The following is an 18,875-nucleotide window of genomic DNA, read 5'->3' as shown; positions in this document are numbered from 1 at the left end:
ATGGTCCGGTTGTTCGTGGCGCTCGCCTTGCCGGCGAGCCTCCGCACGCACCTGTCCATGTTGGCCGGCGGGATCCAGGGCGCGCGCTGGGTGCCGCCGGCGAACTACCACCTGACGCTTCGCTTCATCGGGGAGGTGGAAGGCTGGCGCGCCGACGAGGTGGACGAGGCGCTGTCCACGATCCGCACGCGGCCGTTCGACCTGTCCCTGGCGGGGGTCGGGACCTTCGAGAAGGCGGGGAAGATCGGCGCCCTCTGGGTCGGGGCGGACCGGTCGGAGGCGCTGTCGCACCTACAGGCGAAGGTGGAGACGGCGCTGCAGCGCATTGGGCTGGAGCCGGAACGGCGCCGCTTCGCCCCGCACGTCACGCTCGCCCGCACCGACAAGGCGCCGACGCACAAGCTGGTGGAGTTCGTGCAGGCACATTCGCTGTTCCGCGCGCCGCCGGTGCGGGTGGAACATTTCACGCTTTTCTCCTCCCGCCTGGGCAAGGAGAACCCGGTCTACGTTCCGGAAGTGGAGTACGAGCTGGCCTGAAGCGGCGCACGAATCGGGGCCGGAATCATGGCCAAATCGTGTTCGATGGCCGCGGGACGCGAGTGCTAGCGTACCCGTCATGCGAACCCCCGCCGCTGCCTCGGATCACCGACCCCGGACGGATTGGGCCAGCGTCTTCCGGGACGTGCCGAAGGCCCTTGCCCTGATCGGCGTCGTCCTGGCCGGCCTGCTCTTCGCCGGGCTGATGCCCTGATCCGACCGACCCGCCGGGGCTGGCACCCTACCGGCCGGTGAGGCCGGCAGCGCGGTAGGCCGCGTTGATCACCGCGCCGATGTCCAGGATGCCACGCACGGGGGTGGGTTCGACGGGCGCGGCGCGCGGGGCGGGGGCATGTCGGGGACAACCTGGCCTGCCGCGTCGACGACGAAGACCCGGCCCGATGGCACGGGCAGGCGGGAAGGGGCCGCGGCGGCCGACGCTTCGGCCGGCGCCTCCTCCAGTCCCCAGAAGGCCAGGATTCCGTGGGTCGAGGACACGCCGACGTCGAGCAGGAAGGCACCGGCCTCGCCGCAGCAGCCATCCCCCTCGCCGGGCGAGAGGGGGACGCCGTGGCCCATGCCGGCGATCCGGTGGTCCTCGACGCGGACCTGGCCGTCCGGCCCGTGCCAGCGACGGACGACGTGATTCGGGGAACGACGCAGCGTGACGGGCGCCGCGGCGGACAGGCCGTGCAGGTCCAGCCATTGGCGCGTGCAGGCCTCGGCGTTGCCGGCGTTCACGGTCAGGTCCGCGTCGCCATGCCAGACGGAGACCCGCGGCCAGGCGCCGGCATGCCGCCCAGCCCGTCGCACGGCGTCGCCGCGGGCGGAGGCGGGAAGGTCGCCTGGGTGGGACATCGCCGCCAGCGCCTGCTGGACGCCCCAGCCCGCGGCATAGGGCAGGCCGGCGACGATCGCGCCGGCCGCGAAAACCTCCGGATAGGTCGCGAGCATGACGGAGGCCATGGCGCCCCCTGCCGAGAGGCCGGTTACGAAGATCCGGGCCGGGTCCAGGCCGTGCTCCGCGACCATGTGCGCGACCATGGCCTGGATCGAGGCGGCCTCGCCCGCCCCGCGCGCGGCGTCGCCCGGCTCGAACCAGTTGAAGCAGAGGTTCGGGTTGTTCGCCCGCCGCTGCTCGGGGAGGAGGAGGGCGAAGCCCAGCCGCTCCGCCATCGCCGACCAGCCGCTGCCCCGATCGTAGCCTGCGGCGGTCTGGGTGCAGCCATGCAGCGCGACAACGAGAGGCGCGCCGGGGCGCAGCCCTTCCGGCACGTGCGAAAGCATGCGCAGGCCGCCCGGGTTCGGCCCGAATTCCGCGACGTCCAGCAGATGCCCGTCGCCGGCCGGACCGGGCACCCCCATGCCCCCGCGGCGGAGTCGCATGAGGGCCGCGAGGTCGAGGCGAGGTTTGCGCATGGTGGTCCTTCAGGGGCGATCCGCGGCGACGGAACACTGCGGCGCCCTATGCTGCACTGCAATATGGGACGCGATCGGCCACCTGGCGGCCCGATCACGCGCTCTTGCCCGCCGCTTCGCCCGCTGGTGCCAGGGGACGGGGGCCGCTAAAGGCCCGGCCATGCGTGCCGTCCGGCCCGTCCTGACCGCCCTCTTCGCCCTGGTGCTGCTCGTGCAGACGGGGTGGGCGGCGGCGCACTGCCTGGCCATGGCGGCGCCGGCCGGACACCTCGTCGAGATCTGCTCGTCCGACGGGACGCGCGTGGTGCGGATGACCGCGGACGGAACGGTGCTGCCAGAGGCGCCGCCGCACGCTGAGCCCGGCTTCTGCGCCGCCTGCCCGCTCCTCGCCGCCCCTGCCCTTCCCACGCCGCCCACCCTGTCGGAGCCGGCCTGGACCGTCGCGGAGGTGCCGGTCCCGATCGCCGCGGCGCGGGGGCTGCGCCCCGCCGCCCGCGCGCCGCCCTACGCACCGAGGGCACCCCCGCCTTCGCCTGACCGATCCGCCGCCGGTGCGTTCGCGCGCCCGGCCCCGACACGTCAGAGCGACAGGCTCACCATGTCCATCGTCACACGCGGGGCCGCGTGCCTCGCCCTTACCGGCCCCCTCATGGGCGCCCTCAGCGCGCCTGCCGCGGCGCATGTCACGCTGGAGGTCCAGCAGGCGCCGGCGAACGCCATCTACCGCGCCGTCTTCCGCGTCCCCCACGGGTGCGAGGGCGCCGCGACCACCCGCATCACGGTCCAGGTCCCGCCCGGCGTGACCCAGGCCCTGCCGATGCCGAAGCCGGGCTGGCGGCTGACGACCACGCCGCGCGAGGAGGTGCCCCCGCCCGCCGGTCCCCCGCCCACCCGTCATGGCGCCGTGCCCGAGGTCGCGACAGTCACCTGGGAGGGCGGGCCGCTTGATCACGCCCATTACGACGAGTTCGTCGTGCGGATGCGGCTGCCGGACCGGCCGGGGGAGCTGCTCTACGTCCCCGTCGTGCAGGGCTGCGAGGACGGGCGCTCCGCGTCCTGGACCCAGATCCCCGACCCGAACCGGCGCCCGACGGAAAACCCCACCCCGGCGCCGGCGCTCCGCCTGCTGCCGCGCTCGTGAGGAGGCGCGCCATGGACAGACGCCACCTATTCTTCCCCGCCGCGGCGATCGCGGCGGCCGGGGTCCTCGCCCGCCCCGCGCGGGCCTGCGACCCCGCGGAGATGGACGCCTACATCACCGCCGTTGCGAACGCGGCGGTCGAGCCTGCGCTGGCCGCCCTGGACGCGGCCCTGCCCCACGCCACGTCGGCGGAACGCGCCCTGGCCGAGCGCGGCGCCGCCCTGGCGCGCGCGGCGGCGCGGGACGGGGACCCGAAGGTTGCCGTGCGCACCGCGGCGGCGCTGGCGCGGCTCGCGGGACGGATCGAGGCGCGGGCGGGACTGTCGCCCGAGATCGGGGTGGGATGAGAACCATGACGCGACGGGCTTCCATCCGGGCGGTCTTGCTGGCGGCGGCGCTCCTCGCCGCGCTTCCGGCCCGGGCGCAGGAGACGGTCGCGGGCGAGGTCGCCATCCTGCGACCCTGGTCGCGGCCGGCGCTGCAGGGTGGCACGGCGGCTGGCTTCATGACGCTGCGCAGCACCGGCGCCGCGGACCGCCTGCTCTCGGCCACGACTCCAGCGGCGCGCTTGGCCGAGCTGCATTCGATGACGATGGACGGCGGTGTCATGCGCATGCGGCCGGTCGAGGGCATCGCCGTGCCGGCCGGCGGTACCGTGACCCTGGCGCCGGGCGGGCTGCACCTCATGCTCATCGGTCTTGCCGCGCCGCTGCGCGCGGGCGATCGCGTGCCCGTGACGCTGACCTTCGAGCGGGCGGGGAACGTGCAGGTGGAGTTGACGGTGGAGGCGCCGGGCCGGCCGGGGGCCACGCGCACCGAGGGCCACGCGCACTGAGAGCCCCCACGCGTCGCCGCGCTGCGCCGGGGGGACGCGGCAGCGTTTGCTCCGGGGCCGGCGGCCGCGCGTGGCCCATGGCGGGCCCGGAGGTCCCCGCCGCCCGGCTTGACGCCGTGCGGAACGGGGCCGACCTGCGGGCGGCATGGCCCCCGGCGCCCGTCCCCCGAACATCGTCGTCCTGACCGGGGCGGGAATTTCCCGCGAATCCGGGCTGCACACCTTCCGCGATCCAGAGGGCATCTGGGCGCAGGTGCGGATCGAGGACGTCGCGACGCCGGAGGCCTTCGCGCGCGATCCGGCGTGCGTGCAGGCGTTCTACGACGCACGCCGGATGCAGCTCCGCAACGCCGGCGTGGAACCGAACGCGGCGCATCGCGCGCTCGCGGAACTGGAGGCGCGCTGGCCCGGCGGGTTCCTGCTGGTGACGCAGAACGTGGACGACCTGCACGGCCGCGCGGGGTCGCGGCGGCTGATCGCCATGCACGGGGAACTGGCGAAGGCGCGCTGCCTGACCTGTCACGCCGTCGTCGTGTCGCCCGACACGCTCGCTGACGGGCCGGCCTGCCCGGCCTGCGGCGTGCCGGGGCGGCTGCGGCCGCACGTCGTCTGGTTCGGCGAGATGCCGCTGGAGATGGAGCGGATCGGGGAGGCGCTGTCGGTCTGCGACCTCTTCGTCTCCATCGGCACGAGCGGCGCGGTATATCCGGCCGCGGGCTTCGTCGCGGAGGTGCGCGGGCGGGCGGAGACGCTGGAGCTGAACCTGGAGCCGAGCGAGGGGACGCGCCTGTTCGACGAGGCGCGACACGGGCCGGCGACCCGCCTCGTTCCCCAATGGGTCGGGGAGGTGATGGCGCGGTGGCGGTGACGCCCCGGCGGCGTCGGGCGGCGCTGGAGGATCCCTTCGCGGTGCCGGCGGCGCGCCGGACCGATGTCGCGGCCCGCGATCCAGGCTTCCCGGCGGGTGTCGGCATGGACGAGGCCGCGGCGCTGGCGCGGTCCTGCACGCTATGCGCGGACCGGTTGCCGCTCGGGCCGCGGCCGATCTGCCAGTTGCACGCGGAGGCGCGGATCCTGGTCACGAGCCAGGCGCCGGGGACGAAGGCGCATTTCTCCGGCGTGCCCTTCGACGATGCCTCGGGGGAGCGTCTGCGGGACTGGCTCGGGATGGACCGCGCGACCTTCTGGGACCCGACCAGGCTCGCGATCCTGCCGATGGGCATGTGCTACCCGGGGCGGCTGCCGAATGGCGGCGACGCGCCGCCCTGCCGCGACTGCGCGCCGACCTGGCACCCGCGCATCCTCCCGCTGTTCCGCGACCTGCGGGTAAGGCTGCTGGTCGGGTCCTATGCCGTGCGGTTCGTGCTGGGGCCGAAGCCCGGGCTGGCGGAGCGCGTGCGCGAGTTCCGCGCGACGCTGCCGGGCGTGTTCCCGCTGCCGCATCCGTCGTGGCGGACGCTCGTCTGGGCGAAGCGGAACCCGTGGTTCGAGGAAGACGTGCTGCCGGCGTTGAGGCAGGAGGTCGCGCGGGCGCTGTCCTGAGGGCGCGTCACGGCAGCGGCGCCGTGCGGAACAGTTGCACGCGGAGGCCGCCATGGGGCACCGGCGCGTCCGGCGGCAGGAAGGGGAGGCCCGTGGCGCGGGCCAGCGCGGGCTCGGCGGTGACAAGGCCGACACGCCAGCCGGCGAAGCGCGTCACCAGGATCTGGCCGATCGCGCGGTGGAGCGGGACGAGGTCCCTCCCCTCCCCGATGCGCGCGCCGTAGGGCGCGTTGAGGATGACGAGGCCGGGTGGGCCGTCGGGGGGCGTGATGTCGCTGATGGTGGCCTGCCGGAACGCGGCAAAGTCGGCGACGCCGGCGCGTTCGGCGTTGGCGCGGCTCGCCGCAATGGCGCCTGCGTCGCGGTCGCTGCCGTGCAGGCGATGCGGCGGGGTGCGGGCGCGGGAGACGTCGCGCATGCGCGCCCAGGCCGCGGCGTCGAAGGTCGCGAGGTGTTCGAAGGCGAAGCGGCGCACGCGTCCCGGGTTGAGGCGGGCGGCGATCTCGGCTGCCTCGATAACGAAGGTACCTGAGCCGCACATGGGGTCGAGCAGCGCTTCGTCGCCGTCGTAGCCGCAGCGGCGGAGGAAGAGGAGGCCATGGTCTCGCGCATCGGCGCGCGGGCGACGGCTTCCTTGTAGCCGCGCTTGTGCAGCGGGTCGCCGGAGGTATCGACGCTGATCGTGCAGGTGTCGTGGTCGAGGCGGGCCGCGACGGTGACCGGTGCGTCGGGCGATTCGGGAGCACCCGTCGTGTCGCGGATGGCCGTGGCGATCCGCTGGGACGCGGCGCCGCTGTGGTAGATCCGGGAGGCGTGGCAGGTCGCCTCGACGCGGAACGGCGTGTCGGGGCGCAGGACCTCCGCCCAGGGCACGCGGTGGGCGCGGGCGTCGAGCTCGGCCAGGTGCGCGGCGTGGAAGGACGCGATCCGGACGAGAACGCGGCCCGCGCCGCGGAGCCAGAGGTTGGCGCGCCAGGCATCGGGCCAGCCGCCGCGCAGGACCACGCCGCCGGGGACGACCTTCGGCTGGCGGAAGCCCTTGCCGCGCACCTCCTCCCAAAGCACGGGCTCCAGGCCGGGCGGGGCTTCCAGGAAGATCTCGTGGTCCGCGTCGCGCGTCATCCGGGCTGCATCGCACGCCGACCGGCGCCGCGCATCCGCGCGGGGCAAACGTCCTCCGCCCCACGCCCGGGCGTGAAGACGATAGCCGTGGCGCACCGCGTCAGCGCGAGGCCGCCGGTGGCTGGCGGGTTCAGGCCAGCATCGTCGGTGGGGCGCGGCGGTCCGGGCGGTCCTCGCGGCGCGCGAGGTCGGCCATGATGCCAGGAATCTCAGCCAGGAGTTCGCGGGCGAGGAAGCCGAGGGGGCCGCGCCGCGCGGACATGCGGTGCCCCGCCTCGGCGTGGAGCCAGACGGCCCAGCAGGTCGCGGTGAAGGGGTCTGCGCCGCGGGCGAGCAGGCCGCCGACGATGCCGGCGAGGGTGTCGCCGGAGCCGGAGGTGGCGAGGCCGACATGGCCGTGGCCAGAGCGCGCGGCGCGGCCGGACGGGGCGACGATCCAGGTGGTCGCGCCCTTCATGGCGACGACCGCGTCGAGGCGCGCGGCGGCCTCGCGCGCGGCGGCTAGGGGATCGGCCTCCACCGCGTCGCGCGGGCGGTCGAGGAGGCGGGCCATCTCGCCGGCATGGGGCGTGACGACGCTGCGGCCGGCATGACGGCGGATCACCGCGTCGTTGCCGGGGGCCGTGAGGGCGGCGGCGTCGAGGACGATCGCGGGGCCTGGCTCGGCGCTGCCGAGGAGGGCCGCGACGAGGTCGCCGGCGCCGTCCTCCGGCATGCCGGGGCCGAGGACCAGGGCGGTGCAGCGCGACAGCTGCGGGGCAACCGCGCGGGCGGCGCCGGCGGCGATGCAGCCGCCCTCCGTCTCATCGAGGCCGAGGACGAGGGACTCGGGCACGGCGATCGCGAGTTGCGTGGCGGCGGAGCGGACGGTCGCCATCTGCAACCGCCCCGCGCCGGCGCGGAGCGCGCCTTCGCCGGCTAGCAGGACGGCGCCCGGGATCTCGGCGCAGCCGCCGACGACAAGGACGGTGCCGCGGCCCGTCTTGTCGTCGTCCTCGGCGGGCATCGGCAGCGGGTTAGCGGCGAGCCAGTCCGGCGTAACCTCCTCGACCCCGCTCAAGACGCGGCGGCCCTGGCGTCCGGCGCGGCGGTGACGGGCGTGCCTGCGCGCAGCATGGGGGCGACGAAGTTGTAGCGCCGGAGCACGAGACCGCCGCCCGCGCCCTGCGCCGGGTCGTGCGCGTATTCCGTGACGCCGCAGTTCGGCACGTCGCCCTCGCGGTCCACCGCCAGGATCTCGTCCTCCGACATCCGCTCCAGCAGGTAGCGCATGCAAAGGACGACGACCTGATGTCCGACGATCAGCACCCGCCGGCCGGCGTAGTGCAGGGAGATCGTATCGAGGGCCGAGCGCAGGCGGAGGATGACGTCGCACCAGGATTCGCCGCCCGGCGGCCGGTGGTAGAACTTGCCGAGGAGGCGGCGGAACTCCGCCTGATCCGGGTGGACCTGGCGGATGCCGTGGCCGGTCAGGCCGTCGAGGACGCCGAACTTCTTCTCCCGCAGCCGTTCGTCCACGACGAAGTCGGCGCGGTGGATCGGCAGGCGGCCAGTCTCGGCGATGAGTTCCGCCGTGTGGCGGGCGCGGAGGTAGGGGGAGCAGAGGATCGCCTCGGGGCGTCCGTCCTCCGGCAGGTCGCCGAACCAGCGGCCGAGGGCGCGGGACTGTTCCTCGCCGAGCGGGGAGAGGGGCACGTCCACGTCGCGCCCCTCGAGCGCGATGCGGGAGGCGCCCTCGGCCTGGGCGCGGTCGCGGGCAAGGTTCCCCGCGCTCTCGCCGTGGCGGACGATCCAGAGGGTATGCGGCCAGTTGAGCGCCATCGCTTCGGCCAACGCCCGGGGGCGGGCGGGGTTACTCCTCCCGCTCCAGGCGTTCGATGCCTTCCTCCGAGTAGCCGAAATGGTGGGCGATCTCGTGGATCAGGACGTTGCGGACGAGGCGGAACAGGTCCACCCCCGTCTCGATCCACTCGACCAGGATAGGCTCGCGGTAGAGGAGGATGGTGTCCGGCTCCATCGGCGCGTCGAGGACGGATTTTTCCGTCAGCGGCGTGCCCTTGTAGAGGCCGGTGAGTTCCCAGGGGTGCTCCAGGCCCATCGCCTCCAGCGTCTCGTCGTCCGGGTTGTCCTCGACGATGATGGCGGCGCCGCGGACGGCCTCGCGCAGTTCCGCGGGTATGGCGGCGAAGGCGGCCTCGGCGAGGTCGGCGATGTCCTCGGCGCCGGGCGGGGGGCCGAAGCGGCTGGCGGTTCCCATGGCGCGGTTCGGCACGTATCTGGGCCGGAGGTCAAGCCGGAACGATGCCGATGGTCGCCCCCCTCACATCCCAACGCCGCGCGGAACTGCCGGCGCTGCTGCCGGGCTGGACCGTCGTGGAAGGGCGGGACGCCATCGCCCGGACCTTCCGGTTCCGCGATTTCGTCGAGGCCTTCGGGTTCATGTCCCGGGTGGCGCTGCTGGCGGAGAAGCAGGACCACCACCCCGAATGGTTCAACGTGTGGAACCGGGTGGAGGTGGTGCTGACCACCCACGATGCGGGTGGGCTTTCGGAGCGGGACGTGATGCTGGCGCAGGCGATGGACGCGCTCGTCGCGACGGTGGGCGGCCCGTGAGGACTGGCCTCGCGGCCCTCGCCGCGGCGGCGCTCGCGCTGCCTACCTTCGCGCCGGGCACCTTCGCGCAGCCCGCATCGGTCCAGCCCGGGCCCGCCAGCCCGCCGGCCGAGGAGGCCCGCACGGAGACCTCCGACCAGGCGGCGGCGCAGGATGCCGAGCGGGAGCCGTCGGTGGCGCCGCTCCTGGGGCCTGTCGGCAACCTCTTCGGCCTCCGGGATGCGGCGGAGGCACGCGGGCTGGAGTTCTCCGTCACCTACATCGGGGAGGTCCTCCGGAACGCGTCGGGCGGCGCGCGGCGGGGCAGCGCCTACGAGGGGCGGGTGGATCTCCAGGCGGACCTGGACCTCGGCCGCGCCGTCGGGTGGGAGGGGGCGAAGATCCACGCCAACCTCTTCGCCATCCACGGGCGCGGGCTGAGCCGCGGGTATGCCGGGAACATCCTGACGATCAGCGGCATCGAGGCGCTGCCTTCGACCCGGCTTTACGAGCTGTGGTTCGAGCAGTCCTTCCGCGGCGGCTCGATCCGGATCGGGCAGCTCGCGGCGGATACGGAGTTCCAGGTCAGCGAGTACGGCGCGCTCTTCGTGAACTCGACCTTCGGCTGGCCGGCGTCGTCGGGGGCGAACCTGCCCTCGGGAGGGCCGGCCTACCCTCTGGCCACACCCGGCGTGCGGCTGCGGCTCGACCCGGCGGAGGGGTGGACGATCCTCGCAGGCGCCTTCAACGGCGACCCGGCGGGCGCGGGGGAGGAGGACCCGCAGCGCCGGAACCGCGACGGGCTGCGCTTCCGGCTGAGGGACGAGCCCTTCGTCATCGCCGAGGCGCAATACGCCTATGGCCGCGGCGGGCTCGCGGGGCGGGTGAACCTCGGGGCCTGGTACCATTTCGGCCGCTTTCCCGACCCCCGGTTCACGCAGGACGGGCTTTCGCTTGCCGATCCGGAAGCGGGCGGGTCGGCGCGGCTCCGGCGGGGCAATCACGGCCTCTATGCGGGGGTGGATCAGGCGGTCTGGCGCGGGGAGGGCGATGCCCGGGTCGGGGTCTTCGCGCGCGCCGGGGCCTCGCCGGGCGACCGCAACCTCGTCTCGCTCTACGCGGATGGCGGGATCGTCGCGAAGGGGCTGGTGCCCGGAAGGCCCGACGACACCTTCGGCCTCGCGGCGGCCTATGCGCGCCTGGGTGGCGCCACGCGCGGGCTGGACCGCGATGCCCGACTCTTCGGCACGCCGGACGCGCCGGTCCGGTCGAGCGAGGTGCTGATCGAGGCCACATACCAGGCGAGCGTCGTGCCGGGCTGGACGGTGCAGCCGGTCCTGCAGCGCGTCATCCGCCCCGGCGGTGGCGCGATGGCGGCGCGCGCGGAGGGCGACCCGCCCCGGCGCGCGCGGGATGCGACGGTGATCGGGCTGCGGACCGCGATCCGGTTCTGAGCGGATCGCGGGACGCTTGCTCGCCTCCCGCGCCAGGGCGCCGCCTTCGCCCACCGCCGGGCGACACGGCGGCGGAGGTCACGCCATCATCTGCACCCGCCGCGCCATGCCGGGCTTCGAGGCCTCGACCTCGGAGGATGCTCACCGGGCCGGCGAACGTCCCGGCGCCGACCCTCTCGAGGCTGTCCGGGAGTGCGGGCGCGGCAGTGATGCGGCCGGACGTCGCGGCGCGGCACCGGGCGCGCGGCGCGGAGGTGACGCGGACGACGCCGGAGGCGACGCGCGCTTTCGTCCCGGCGGAGATTGAGAAATGGGGCGAGGCGGCGCTGCGGGCAGGCATCAGACCGCAAGCCGCGGGCTGACGGGAACGCCCGGCCGGGGTGGACCGCTCACGCCCGTAGCAGTCGCCCGGCCGGTGCACAGCAGCGCGGCAGCACGGTGGCGGCTGGGGTAAGGGGGCCGTCGTCGAGGAGGGTGACAAGGCTTGTCACGCCGGTCCAAACCGGGGGCATGAGCCCGAAGTCTCCCGTCCTCGTGATTGGCGCCGGCTTCACCGGGACCGCGCTGGCCGTGCAGTTGGCCAGGCGGGGCGTGCCGGTGGCGCTGTTCGACCCGGCGACGCCGGGGGCGGGCGTGGCCTACGGGACGCAGGAGCCGATCCACCTCCTCAACGTCCACGCACGGAACATGTCGGCGCTGGCGGATGAGCCGGAGCACTTCTATCGCTGGACCAGCACGCGCGATCCCGCGGAGTTCGGGCCGCTCTGCCCCGCCCCGGGGCCGGACGCCTTCGTGCCGCGGCTGCTCTACGGACGGTACATGCGCGACCTGCTCGCAGGCGTGGAGGGGGTGACGCACCACCCGCTGCGCGCGACGGCGGTGCGGCGAGACGGCGCGGGCTTCGTCATGGAGCCGGCCGGGATCCACGGGCGGGCGGTGGCGCTGTGCCTCGGCAATCCGCCGCCGCGGCCGATGGCGGAGGGGCCGGGCGTCATCCACGACCCCTGGGCGCCGGGGGCGCTGGACCCAATCGGCGAGGACGACGCGGTTCTCGTGCTCGGCACGGGGCTGACGACGGCGGACGTGATCCTGAGCCTGCGGGAGCGGCGGGGGCATCGCGGCGCCATCCACGCGGTCTCGCGCCACGGCTGGGCGCCGCTGCCGCAGGTGGAGCCGCGGCCGCCGGCGCGGCCCGCCGGACCGTTCCGGGTCGAGCGGGGGCTCGCGCAGGCGATGCGGAGCCTGCGGGCGCATTGCGCGGAGGAGCCCTGGCAGGCCGGCTTCGACGGGCTGCGGCCGCAGACCACCCCGGCTTGGCGCGCGATGGACGCGGCGGCGCGGCGGCGCTTCCTGCGGCACGGGCGCACGGCCTGGAACATCCACCGGCACCGGCTGGCACCGGTCGTCGCGGCGCGGCTGGCGGCCGAGCAGGAGGCAGGCGGGCTGACGCTGCACGCGGCTAGGCTGGCCTCCTTCGCGCCGGGGGACGCACGGCTTCAGCGGCGCGGTGGGGCAGAGGCGTCGGTCGCGGCGCAGTGGCTCATCAACTGCACGGGGCCGGACAATGCGGGCGGGCTGCTGGCGCAGCCGCTGGTGCGGGGGCTGGTCGAGACGGGGCTGCTCTCGCCCGACCCTTACGGGCTCGGGATGCTGACGGATCCGGAGACGCTGGAGGCCTCGCCGGGGCTCTACCTGCTGGGGCCGGCGACGCGCGCGACGTTCTGGGAGGCGACGGCGGTCCCCGAACTGCGCGTGCAGGCGGAGAAGGTGGCGACGCACCTGGCGGGTCGCGTGGTGCCGGCGTGAAGGTCCGGGCGGCGTGACCGTGGCACCTGCCAGGGCGGGGCTCGAGGTCCGGGACGCCAGGCCGGAGGACGCGGAGGCGGCCTGCGACGTGCTGCGGCGGTCCATCGTCGCGCTCTGCGGCGAGGACCATCGGGGAGACCCGGATCGGCTCGCGGCCTGGCTCGCGAACAAGACGCCGGGGAACGTGCTCGCGTGGATGCGACAGGCGGGGCACAGCCTGCTCGTCGCGGCGGAGGAAGGGCGCGTCCTCGCCGTCGGCGGGGTCACCGATGCGGGGCAGGTCACGCTGAACTACGTGGCACCCGAGGCGCGGTTCCAGGGGGTCAGCCGCGCGATGCTTCGCGCGCTGGAGGACCGGGCGCGGGAGCGTGGTGCCGCACGGTTGAGCCTGACGAGCACGGCGACGGCAAGGCGCTTCTACGTCGCGGCCGGGTATCGGGAGGACGTGGCGGCCGCGCCATCCGCACCCGTGGATTCGGGGGTCGCGATGTCGAAGCCGATCCCGGGCGGACCGCCGGAGGACTGACCGGGCCGCGGCCTTCGCGACCAGGCGAATGCCGTGAGGACCATCGCTCCGCTCGTCGCGGGCCTACCTGGCCTCCGTCGCGGGCCAGCCGGCCATTGCACGGACCTCGGCGGGCGTGCGTCCGGACTCGCGCAGGCTGCGGAGCGTCGCGGCGCCGTCGCGCTTGGCAAGGCGGCGGCCGTCGGCGCCGGTCAGCAGGCAGTGGTGGCGGTAGCGAGGGGCAGGCCAGCCCATCAGGGTTTGCAGGACACGGTGGACGTCGGTCGCGGCGTGCAGGTCCTCTCCGCGGGTAACGAGAGTAACACCCTGAAGCGCGTCATCGTGGGTGACGCAGAGGTGGTAGGAGGCCGGGGCGTCCTTGCGGCCCAGCACCACGTCGCCGAAGCGGAGCGGGTCGCAGGGGATCGTGCCCCGGTCGAGTTCCTCGAAGGAGAGCGGGCCCGTGGCGGCGACGGCCGTCGTCATGTCGAGGCGGAGGGCGTAGGGCATGCCGGCGGCGATACGGGATGCGCGATCGGCGGGCGAGAGGCGGCGGCAGGTGCCGGGGTAGAGCACGCCCTCCGGTCCGTGTGGGGCGTGGCCGGCGGCGGCGACTCCCGCGCGATCTCGGCGCGAGTGCAGAAGCAGGGGTAGAGCATGCCCCGGGCCGCGAGCGAATCGAGCGCCGCGCGGTATTCCGGCAGGTGCGCGGACTGGGTCCGCACTGGGCCATCCCAGTCGAGGCCGAGCCAGCGCATGTCCTCTTCGATCGCGGCGGCGAGGTCGGGGCGGCAGCGGCCGGGGTCTATGTCCTCCAGGCGCAGGAGGAACCGGCCGCCGGATTGGCGTCCGACGTGCCAGGCGAGGAGGGCGGAATACGCGTGGCCCAGGTGCAGGTATCCCGTCGGGCTCGGCGCGAAGCGGGTGGTTTCGGGGCTTGCCGCCATGGGGGCCACCGGGTAGCGGCGCCGCGACCTTGTGGGAACTGCCGATGCCCGATCTCGATGGCCCGCGCTGGGGGCCGGCCTCCGGCGGCCCCGCGAAGCAGGTCGTGCTCCTGTTGCACGGCTACGGGGCCGACGGAAACGACCTGATCGACCTCGCGCCGCGCTGGGGGCAGGCGGTGCCGGACGCGCTGTTCGTCGCGCCGAATGCGCCGGAACCGCTGCCCGGCTCGGCGTTCGGGCGGCAGTGGTGGGACCTCTCGGACCGGAACCAAGCGCGGATGGAGGCAGGAGTGCGCGCGGTCGTCCCGGTGCTGGACGCGGTCATCGCGCGGGAATGCGCCGCGGCGGGGGTGCCGGAGACCAACGTGATGCTCATGGGCTTCTCCCAGGGGGCGATGACCGCGCTGTTCTGCGGGTTGCGTCGCGCGGCGGCGCCGGCGGCGATCCTCGCGTTTTCCGGCTACCTCATCGCGCCGGCGGCGCTGACGGCCGAGATCCGGTCGTGTCCGCCGGTGCTGCTGGTGCATGGCGAGGTGGACGAGGTCGTGCCGGTGATGGGCAGCCGTGCCGCGGAGGCCGCGCTGCGCGAGGCCGGGGTGCCGGTGGAGGCCGCGTATTCGCCGCGGCTGGGGCATGGGATCGACGAGGTCGGGCTCTCGCTCGGCGCGCTGATGCTGCAACGGGCCGTGGCGAGTTTGTCGGGCGCGTAACGGACCAGTTCGTTTCGTGACGGCGGCGTGAACACCGGGGACCGATGTGTTGCGCGGCGTGGGAACCGCTGCCATCTTCGAGGCGTTTCCGCACTGTGCCACATGATCTGGGGCCGGACCGCGTGAGGGCGCCCCAGGGCTTGTGGCCGCTTCGGCGGAACGGTTCGGCGCGGCGTCTCGCGTCCGGGTGACCCCACCCGTTCGCCCCCGCGCGTGGCTGGGGAGCGGCGCGTGCCCGATGGCGTAGACTTCGCGGGATCGGATGGATCGGCCTATGCAGCCGCGCTGATCGGCGGGCGGTCGTTCCCGGCGCTGGTGCTGAACGCGGATTTCCGGCCGCTTTCCTACTACCCGCTCTCGACCTGGTCGTGGCAGGACGCGGTGAAGGCCGTGTTCCTCGACCGTGTGTCCGTGCTGAACGAGTATGACCAGGAAGTGCACTCGACGTCGCTGACCATGCGGCTGCCGAGCGTGATCGCGCTGAAGGAGTATATCCCCGCGGCGCGGCGTCCCGCCTTCACGCGGTTCAACGTGTTCCTGCGCGACCGCTTCTCCTGCCAGTATTGCGGCGCCGAGCAGGCGACGCCGGACCTGACCTTCGACCACGTGATCCCCCGCTCCCGCGGCGGGCGAACGACGTGGGAGAACGTCGTCGCGGCCTGCGGGCCGTGCAACCTGCGCAAGGGGAGCCGGCTGCCGCGAGAGTGCCACATGCACCCGCGTCAGGCGCCGCGGCAGCCCACGTCCTGGGAGTTGCAGGAGAACGGCCGGGCCTTTCCGCCGAACCACCTGCACGAGTCCTGGCGGGACTACCTGTACTGGGACTCCGAATTGGAGAGCTGAAGGCGTCGGAGCACCAATGCGGCGGGGTTGCGCGGCCCCGGACGTTAACGGATGTTCATCCGATGCGTCGCCGGGGCCTTCTCGCGCTGCCCGCGCTCCTGCTCGCTCCGGCGGCGCGGGCCGAGGTCTCGACGGATCCGGCGCTCTCGGCGGCAGGCTGGACCCATGCGCCCTACGAAGGGCTACGGCCCGCGCGGTTCCGGGGCGTGCCGGACGGGATCGCGATCGAGGGGACGGGCGAAGGGTCCTTCGTCTGGCGGCGCGTGTCCGGCGCGGCGGCGTGCCTGTCCTGGCGCTGGCGGGTGGAGGCTGGGCCGCCGCCGACGGACCTGACGCGGAAGGGCGGGGATGACCGGGCCGTCGCGATTTCTGTCGGCTTCGGCGGATGGCCGCCGCGGGCGACGGCCTGGAACCGGATGCAGCACGCGGTGGCGCAGGCACGGGCGGGGAGCCACAGCCTGCCCCGCTCCGTGCTGATCTACGTGTGGGGCGGGACGGGACGGGAGCCGAACCACTTCTACTCGCCCTGGATCGGGGCACTCGGACGCGTGCACGTCCGGCGTGCAGCGACGACGCCGACGGGGCGGTGGTTCGAGGAGCGGGTGGACCTGGCGCAGGACTGGCGCGAGTCCTTCGGAGCGGACCCACCGCCGGTCCAGGAGATCGCGGTCGGGACGGATGCGGAGGATACGGGGGCGAGGGTAAGTGCGGTGGTGGAGAGAATTCGCCTGCACGCATGCTGAGGGGGGGGCGGCGATGCGCCGCGATCAAGTCAGCCGGCGCGGGGCTCGGCGGCGGCGAGCAGCATGCCATCGCCCTTCGCGTCGCGGGCGCGGTCGTGGAGCGCAAGGACGGTGAGCGCGCCGGCGAAGCCCACGGCGGCGAGGAAGGTGCCGTCGATCGAGCTCCGCGAAGACCCCGTCACCACGAGGGCGCCGACGAGGCGCAGCCCGCGCAGGTGGACCTCGCGGCGACGGCCCGGCCGCGATCCACGAGGTCCAGGAACTTCGCCGAGGTCCTGTTCACGGCCAGGCTGCCGAGGACGATGAGGAGGCCAACGAGCACCGCGAAGGCGAGGGTTATGGCGCCCTGCGGCTTACCGTCCCACGATCTCGTGAATGCGTGTTCCGCGGGGGGACCGAGACTGCACCGCGACTGGGCGAGTTTCGGCGATGCGGCGGTTGGCAGGGGACATGCGACGTACCGTCGTCGCACGTCCGCCTGCCGGTTCACCGCCGTCGCGTCACACCCTCTCGCTCACCGCGATCGCGACCTTGCAGCCGGCCTTGATGAAGGCCGAGAGCGCGCGGTAGGCGGGAGCCTGTTCCGCCTCGTTCTCCAGGCCGATGTCGCGGTGTTCGAGTTCCTCCTGGCGGAAGCGTTCGATGGTTTCCTTCAGCGGGGCCTCGTCCTCGCCCAGGGCGGCGTGCTGGGCGGCGTAGTGCTCGTCGATCGCCTCCTCGACCGCGACGGTGCAGGCCATGGCGGCGCGGTGGCCCATCAGGGCGGTCGCGGCACCGAGCGCGAATCCCGCGACGTGCCAGAGGGGGAGGAGGGCGGTCGGGCGCACGCGACGCTCGCCGATCAGGCGGGAGAAGGTGCGGAGGTGCTCGATCTCCTGGGCCTTCATGTGCTCGAGCACCGGACGGTACTTGGTGCGGCCGAGGACCGCGAGTTGCCCTTCGTAGATGCGTTGCGCCCCGTATTCCCCCGCATGGTCCACGCGGATGATACGCTCGACCACCTGTCGCGGGGTGGGGTCGCCGGGCAGGCGGTCCTGCGCCGTCAGCCGCACGTTCGATCCGTCCATCACATCGTCCTCCTGCGCGCCCACGTAAGCGCGAGCGCGGCCAGGGCAAGCGCGTAGATTCCGTTCATCGCGGCCATCGAGAGGGGCAGGTCGGGGATGAGGTAGGTCGGCGCGTCGCAGGGCTTGGACGGGGCCGCGGCGAGGCCGCGCATCAGGTCCTCGACGGTCGCGGCACCGGTGACGACCTGGGCGGAGCAGGCCGGGAGCGGGCTGGGCCACCAGCCCTGCTCGACGCCGACATGCAGGCCGGCGACGGCGGCGGAGCCGAGGATCACGACGCCCGCCGCGGCGAGGAGGAGGCGGGAGCGGAGGCCCGCGGCCACCAGGGCGATCACGACCGCCACCCAGTAGGGCCAGCGCTGCCAGAGGCAGAGGGCGCAGGGCACGAGGCCGGCGAACCGCTCGCTCGCCATCGCCAGGAGCGGGGCGGCGGCGGCCAGGGCAGCAAGGGTGATCGCGGCCGGGCGGGGCTGGAGCGTGGTCGCCATGCGCCGGGGATGCGCTGCGCCCGGCGCTTCGGCAAGCCGGGTGCCTATTTCCATTTCGCGCTCCGGCCCCGCGCGGTCCGCGTGGGCGCGTGGGAGCCCGGCGGCTTCGTCGCGACCCAGGAGAGGAAGTCGGTCAGCTCCGGGGCGCTGCGGAGGGTGTCCACCTCGGTCAGGCGGCGGGCCAGTTCCGTCTCGGTCCAGCGGGCGTGGATGGCGGAATGGCAGATCTGGTGCAGCCGCACGGTGCCCTTGTGCGTGCCCCCGCGCAGCCGCGGGGTCAGGTGGTGGCGGCTGGACTTCGCGCCGGCCGGGATGGGGCGAAGGCAGAGGGCGCAGCGCTCCTCGGCGGGCTCGGGGCGAGGCGCCTCGGCGAGGTCGCGCGCCGCCTTCCTTTCATGGCGTCTCGACACCGGCTGGATATGGGCAGCCGGGGGCGGTTGGCCCAGGGCGGCGGAGCGGCCTAACCTGCGGCGGAACGAATGGGGGGATGTCCGTGCTCACGATCTACGGCCGCGCGAACAGCAGCAACGTGATGAAGGTGCTCTGGGCCTGCCACGAGCTGGACGTGCCCTTCACGCGCGTGGACGCGGGCGGAGCATTTGGGCGGACGAAGGACCCGGACATGCTCGCGAAGAATCCAATGGCGCTGGTTCCCACCGTCGAGACGGAGGACGGGTTCACCCTGTGGGAGAGCCACGCGATCCTGCACTTCCTCGCGAACGGGTCGCCGCACGCCGCGCGCGTGCTGCCGGCGGATCCGAAGCGGCGGGCGAAGATGCACCAGTGGATGGACTGGGTGCTCTCGGCACTGGGACCGACGATGACGCCGGTGTTCTTCGGGCATGTGCGTATCCCGCCGGAGAAGCGGGACCACGCGGCAATCCGGGCCTCGACGATCGAGGCGGGGCGGCTCTGGGGGATGCTGGACGCGGAGCTGTCGGACGGGCGGGACTACGCCTGTGGGGAGTTCTCGCTCGCGGACATCGCCTTCGGGCCGCACCTGCACCGATGGATCATGCTGCCGGTGGACCCGAATCCCGATCTGCCACGGCTCGTGGCCTATCACGCGCGGCTGCGGGCGCGGGCGGGCTTCGCGGCGCATCTCGACCATCCCATCACCTGAG

25 protein-coding genes and 2 pseudogenes are annotated in these 18,875 nt (G+C 74.1%); 16 read left to right on the top strand and 11 right to left on the bottom strand.

Features of this window, described 5'->3' with window-relative positions:
- Both thpR and ACE7GA_RS16240 read left to right on the top strand, forming a co-directional pair.
- Complete coding sequence (gene thpR / locus ACE7GA_RS16245) at positions 1-537, top strand: RNA 2',3'-cyclic phosphodiesterase (RefSeq protein ID WP_376088509.1); 537 nt, start codon at positions 1-3, stop codon at positions 535-537.
- 79 nt (positions 538-616) lie between these two features.
- A complete protein-coding gene (locus ACE7GA_RS16240) occupies positions 617-751 on the top strand; it encodes a hypothetical protein (protein ID WP_376088506.1) in 135 nt (44 codons plus the stop codon).
- 68 nt (positions 752-819) lie between these two features.
- Here ACE7GA_RS16240 and ACE7GA_RS16235 read toward each other — a convergent pair whose 3' ends face one another.
- A complete protein-coding gene (locus ACE7GA_RS16235; protein WP_376088503.1) occupies positions 820-1,956 on the bottom strand; it encodes an alpha/beta hydrolase family esterase in 1,137 nt (378 codons plus the stop codon).
- A gap of 160 nt (positions 1,957-2,116) precedes the next feature.
- Here ACE7GA_RS16235 and ACE7GA_RS16230 point away from each other — a divergent pair, with 160 nt between their 5' ends.
- The 5 genes from ACE7GA_RS16230 (at position 2,117) to ACE7GA_RS16210 (ending at position 5,474) form a co-directional block, all read left to right on the top strand.
- Positions 2,117-3,097 (top strand): YcnI family protein, encoded by a 981-nt coding sequence (locus tag ACE7GA_RS16230; protein ID WP_376088500.1) that lies wholly within the window; start codon positions 2,117-2,119, stop codon positions 3,095-3,097.
- Between the two features lie 11 nt (positions 3,098-3,108).
- The gene (locus ACE7GA_RS16225; protein WP_376088497.1) at positions 3,109-3,444 is read left to right on the top strand and encodes a hypothetical protein; all 336 of its coding nucleotides are present in this window, start codon (positions 3,109-3,111) and stop codon (positions 3,442-3,444) included.
- A 5-nt stretch (positions 3,445-3,449) separates the two neighbouring features.
- Positions 3,450-3,932, top strand: coding sequence for a copper chaperone PCu(A)C (locus ACE7GA_RS16220; RefSeq protein ID WP_376088494.1), 483 nt, complete (start codon positions 3,450-3,452; stop codon positions 3,930-3,932).
- Between the two features lie 145 nt (positions 3,933-4,077).
- A complete protein-coding gene (locus tag ACE7GA_RS16215) occupies positions 4,078-4,800 on the top strand; it encodes an NAD-dependent deacylase (RefSeq protein WP_376088491.1) in 723 nt (240 codons plus the stop codon).
- Complete coding sequence (locus ACE7GA_RS16210; RefSeq protein WP_376088488.1) at positions 4,791-5,474, top strand: uracil-DNA glycosylase family protein; 684 nt, start codon at positions 4,791-4,793, stop codon at positions 5,472-5,474. The genes ACE7GA_RS16215 and ACE7GA_RS16210 overlap by 10 nt, the downstream gene beginning before the upstream one ends.
- A gap of 7 nt (positions 5,475-5,481) precedes the next feature.
- On the opposite strand, the pseudogene ACE7GA_RS16205 reads toward ACE7GA_RS16210, so the two are convergent.
- From ACE7GA_RS16205 to ACE7GA_RS16190, 4 genes and pseudogenes are all read right to left on the bottom strand, one after another.
- Positions 5,482-6,596 (bottom strand): annotated as a pseudogene (locus tag ACE7GA_RS16205) (class I SAM-dependent RNA methyltransferase).
- 130 nt (positions 6,597-6,726) lie between these two features.
- Positions 6,727-7,656 carry an NAD(P)H-hydrate dehydratase gene (locus ACE7GA_RS16200; RefSeq protein ID WP_376088485.1) on the bottom strand — a complete coding sequence of 310 codons (930 nt, stop codon included), beginning with the start codon at positions 7,654-7,656 and terminating at the stop codon, positions 6,727-6,729.
- Entirely contained in the window at positions 7,653-8,417 is a 765-nt protein-coding gene (locus ACE7GA_RS16195) for a histidine phosphatase family protein (RefSeq protein WP_376088482.1), read from the bottom strand. The genes ACE7GA_RS16200 and ACE7GA_RS16195 overlap by 4 nt, the downstream gene beginning before the upstream one ends.
- 31 nt (positions 8,418-8,448) lie before the next feature.
- A complete protein-coding gene (locus tag ACE7GA_RS16190) occupies positions 8,449-8,853 on the bottom strand; it encodes a metallopeptidase family protein (protein ID WP_376088479.1) in 405 nt (134 codons plus the stop codon).
- Positions 8,854-8,903: 50 nt separating this feature from the next.
- Between ACE7GA_RS16190 and ACE7GA_RS16185 the strand changes: the two genes are divergently transcribed.
- From ACE7GA_RS16185 to ACE7GA_RS16165, 5 genes are all read left to right on the top strand, one after another.
- A complete protein-coding gene (locus tag ACE7GA_RS16185) occupies positions 8,904-9,209 on the top strand; it encodes a 4a-hydroxytetrahydrobiopterin dehydratase (RefSeq protein WP_376100305.1) in 306 nt (101 codons plus the stop codon).
- Positions 9,206-10,642, top strand: coding sequence for a carbohydrate porin (locus ACE7GA_RS16180; RefSeq protein ID WP_376088476.1), 1,437 nt, complete (start codon positions 9,206-9,208; stop codon positions 10,640-10,642). The genes ACE7GA_RS16185 and ACE7GA_RS16180 overlap by 4 nt, the downstream gene beginning before the upstream one ends.
- Positions 10,643-10,779: 137 nt before the next feature.
- Positions 10,780-11,004, top strand: coding sequence for a hypothetical protein (locus tag ACE7GA_RS16175; protein WP_376088473.1), 225 nt, complete (start codon positions 10,780-10,782; stop codon positions 11,002-11,004).
- A gap of 148 nt (positions 11,005-11,152) precedes the next feature.
- Positions 11,153-12,448 (top strand): FAD/NAD(P)-binding protein, encoded by a 1,296-nt coding sequence (locus ACE7GA_RS16170; RefSeq protein ID WP_376088470.1) that lies wholly within the window; start codon positions 11,153-11,155, stop codon positions 12,446-12,448.
- A gap of 13 nt (positions 12,449-12,461) precedes the next feature.
- Entirely contained in the window at positions 12,462-12,974 is a 513-nt protein-coding gene (locus ACE7GA_RS16165) for a GNAT family N-acetyltransferase (RefSeq protein WP_376088467.1), read from the top strand.
- A gap of 63 nt (positions 12,975-13,037) precedes the next feature.
- Here ACE7GA_RS16165 and gluQRS read toward each other — a convergent pair.
- Positions 13,038-13,900, bottom strand: a pseudogene (gene gluQRS, locus ACE7GA_RS16160) (tRNA glutamyl-Q(34) synthetase GluQRS).
- 44 nt (positions 13,901-13,944) lie between these two features.
- Between gluQRS and ACE7GA_RS16155 the strand changes: the two are divergent.
- The 3 genes from ACE7GA_RS16155 (at position 13,945) to ACE7GA_RS16145 (ending at position 16,196) form a co-directional block, all read left to right on the top strand.
- On the top strand, positions 13,945-14,610 hold the full coding sequence (locus ACE7GA_RS16155; protein WP_376088464.1) for an alpha/beta hydrolase: 666 nt from the start codon (positions 13,945-13,947) through the stop codon (positions 14,608-14,610).
- A 285-nt stretch (positions 14,611-14,895) separates the two neighbouring features.
- Positions 14,896-15,453 (top strand): HNH endonuclease, encoded by a 558-nt coding sequence (locus ACE7GA_RS16150; protein WP_376100302.1) that lies wholly within the window; start codon positions 14,896-14,898, stop codon positions 15,451-15,453.
- A 62-nt stretch (positions 15,454-15,515) separates the two neighbouring features.
- Complete coding sequence (locus ACE7GA_RS16145; protein WP_376088461.1) at positions 15,516-16,196, top strand: DUF3047 domain-containing protein; 681 nt, start codon at positions 15,516-15,518, stop codon at positions 16,194-16,196.
- A 29-nt stretch (positions 16,197-16,225) separates the two neighbouring features.
- On the opposite strand, the gene ACE7GA_RS16140 is transcribed toward ACE7GA_RS16145, so the two are convergent.
- From ACE7GA_RS16140 to ACE7GA_RS16120, 5 genes are all read right to left on the bottom strand, one after another.
- A complete protein-coding gene (locus ACE7GA_RS16140; RefSeq protein ID WP_376088458.1) occupies positions 16,226-16,378 on the bottom strand; it encodes a hypothetical protein in 153 nt (50 codons plus the stop codon).
- Positions 16,375-16,518: a hypothetical protein gene (locus tag ACE7GA_RS16135; RefSeq protein WP_376088455.1), complete on the bottom strand. Its 144-nt coding sequence runs from the start codon at positions 16,516-16,518 to the stop codon at positions 16,375-16,377. The genes ACE7GA_RS16140 and ACE7GA_RS16135 overlap by 4 nt, the downstream gene beginning before the upstream one ends.
- 178 nt (positions 16,519-16,696) lie before the next feature.
- A complete protein-coding gene (locus ACE7GA_RS16130) occupies positions 16,697-17,263 on the bottom strand; it encodes a demethoxyubiquinone hydroxylase family protein (RefSeq protein ID WP_376088452.1) in 567 nt (188 codons plus the stop codon).
- Positions 17,263-17,751 carry a disulfide bond formation protein B gene (locus tag ACE7GA_RS16125; protein WP_376088449.1) on the bottom strand — a complete coding sequence of 163 codons (489 nt, stop codon included), beginning with the start codon at positions 17,749-17,751 and terminating at the stop codon, positions 17,263-17,265. The genes ACE7GA_RS16130 and ACE7GA_RS16125 overlap by 1 nt, the downstream gene beginning before the upstream one ends.
- 44 nt (positions 17,752-17,795) lie before the next feature.
- Entirely contained in the window at positions 17,796-18,161 is a 366-nt protein-coding gene (locus ACE7GA_RS16120; RefSeq protein WP_376088446.1) for a restriction endonuclease, read from the bottom strand.
- A 77-nt stretch (positions 18,162-18,238) separates the two neighbouring features.
- On the opposite strand from ACE7GA_RS16120, the gene ACE7GA_RS16115 reads away from it, so the two are divergent.
- The gene (locus tag ACE7GA_RS16115; RefSeq protein WP_376088444.1) at positions 18,239-18,874 is read left to right on the top strand and encodes a glutathione S-transferase family protein; all 636 of its coding nucleotides are present in this window, start codon (positions 18,239-18,241) and stop codon (positions 18,872-18,874) included.
- Position 18,875: the final 1 nt, after the last annotated feature.

The sequence above is a fragment of the Roseomonas sp. CCTCC AB2023176 genome, from assembly GCF_042259275.1.
Taxonomy (GTDB): Bacteria; Pseudomonadota; Alphaproteobacteria; order Acetobacterales; family Acetobacteraceae; genus Roseomonas.
This window is presented reverse-complemented; position numbering and strand designations above follow the sequence as displayed.

What these genes read in the sequence shown, in the direction of transcription:
- ACE7GA_RS16115 (WP_376088444.1), top strand. Translation starts at nt 18,239, where the DNA reads ATGTCCGTGCTCACGATCTACGGCCGCGCGAACAGCAGCAACGTGATG.
- ACE7GA_RS16155 (WP_376088464.1), top strand. Translation starts at nt 13,945, where the DNA reads ATGCCCGATCTCGATGGCCCGCGCTGGGGGCCGGCCTCCGGCGGCCCC.
- ACE7GA_RS16230 (WP_376088500.1), top strand. Translation starts at nt 2,117, where the DNA reads ATGCGTGCCGTCCGGCCCGTCCTGACCGCCCTCTTCGCCCTGGTGCTG.
- ACE7GA_RS16175 (WP_376088473.1), top strand. Translation starts at nt 10,780, where the DNA reads ATGCTCACCGGGCCGGCGAACGTCCCGGCGCCGACCCTCTCGAGGCTG.
- ACE7GA_RS16130 (WP_376088452.1), bottom strand. Translation starts at nt 17,263, where the DNA reads ATGGACGGATCGAACGTGCGGCTGACGGCGCAGGACCGCCTGCCCGGC.
- ACE7GA_RS16125 (WP_376088449.1), bottom strand. Translation starts at nt 17,751, where the DNA reads ATGGCGACCACGCTCCAGCCCCGCCCGGCCGCGATCACCCTTGCTGCC.
- thpR (WP_376088509.1), top strand. Translation starts at nt 1, where the DNA reads ATGGTCCGGTTGTTCGTGGCGCTCGCCTTGCCGGCGAGCCTCCGCACG.
- ACE7GA_RS16145 (WP_376088461.1), top strand. Translation starts at nt 15,516, where the DNA reads ATGCGTCGCCGGGGCCTTCTCGCGCTGCCCGCGCTCCTGCTCGCTCCG.
- ACE7GA_RS16190 (WP_376088479.1), bottom strand. Translation starts at nt 8,853, where the DNA reads ATGGGAACCGCCAGCCGCTTCGGCCCCCCGCCCGGCGCCGAGGACATC.
- ACE7GA_RS16220 (WP_376088494.1), top strand. Translation starts at nt 3,450, where the DNA reads ATGACGCGACGGGCTTCCATCCGGGCGGTCTTGCTGGCGGCGGCGCTC.
- ACE7GA_RS16225 (WP_376088497.1), top strand. Translation starts at nt 3,109, where the DNA reads ATGGACAGACGCCACCTATTCTTCCCCGCCGCGGCGATCGCGGCGGCC.
- ACE7GA_RS16195 (WP_376088482.1), bottom strand. Translation starts at nt 8,417, where the DNA reads ATGGCGCTCAACTGGCCGCATACCCTCTGGATCGTCCGCCACGGCGAG.
- ACE7GA_RS16215 (WP_376088491.1), top strand. Translation starts at nt 4,078, where the DNA reads ATGGCCCCCGGCGCCCGTCCCCCGAACATCGTCGTCCTGACCGGGGCG.
- ACE7GA_RS16240 (WP_376088506.1), top strand. Translation starts at nt 617, where the DNA reads ATGCGAACCCCCGCCGCTGCCTCGGATCACCGACCCCGGACGGATTGG.
- ACE7GA_RS16235 (WP_376088503.1), bottom strand. Translation starts at nt 1,956, where the DNA reads ATGCGCAAACCTCGCCTCGACCTCGCGGCCCTCATGCGACTCCGCCGC.
- ACE7GA_RS16170 (WP_376088470.1), top strand. Translation starts at nt 11,153, where the DNA reads ATGAGCCCGAAGTCTCCCGTCCTCGTGATTGGCGCCGGCTTCACCGGG.
- ACE7GA_RS16185 (WP_376100305.1), top strand. Translation starts at nt 8,904, where the DNA reads ATGGTCGCCCCCCTCACATCCCAACGCCGCGCGGAACTGCCGGCGCTG.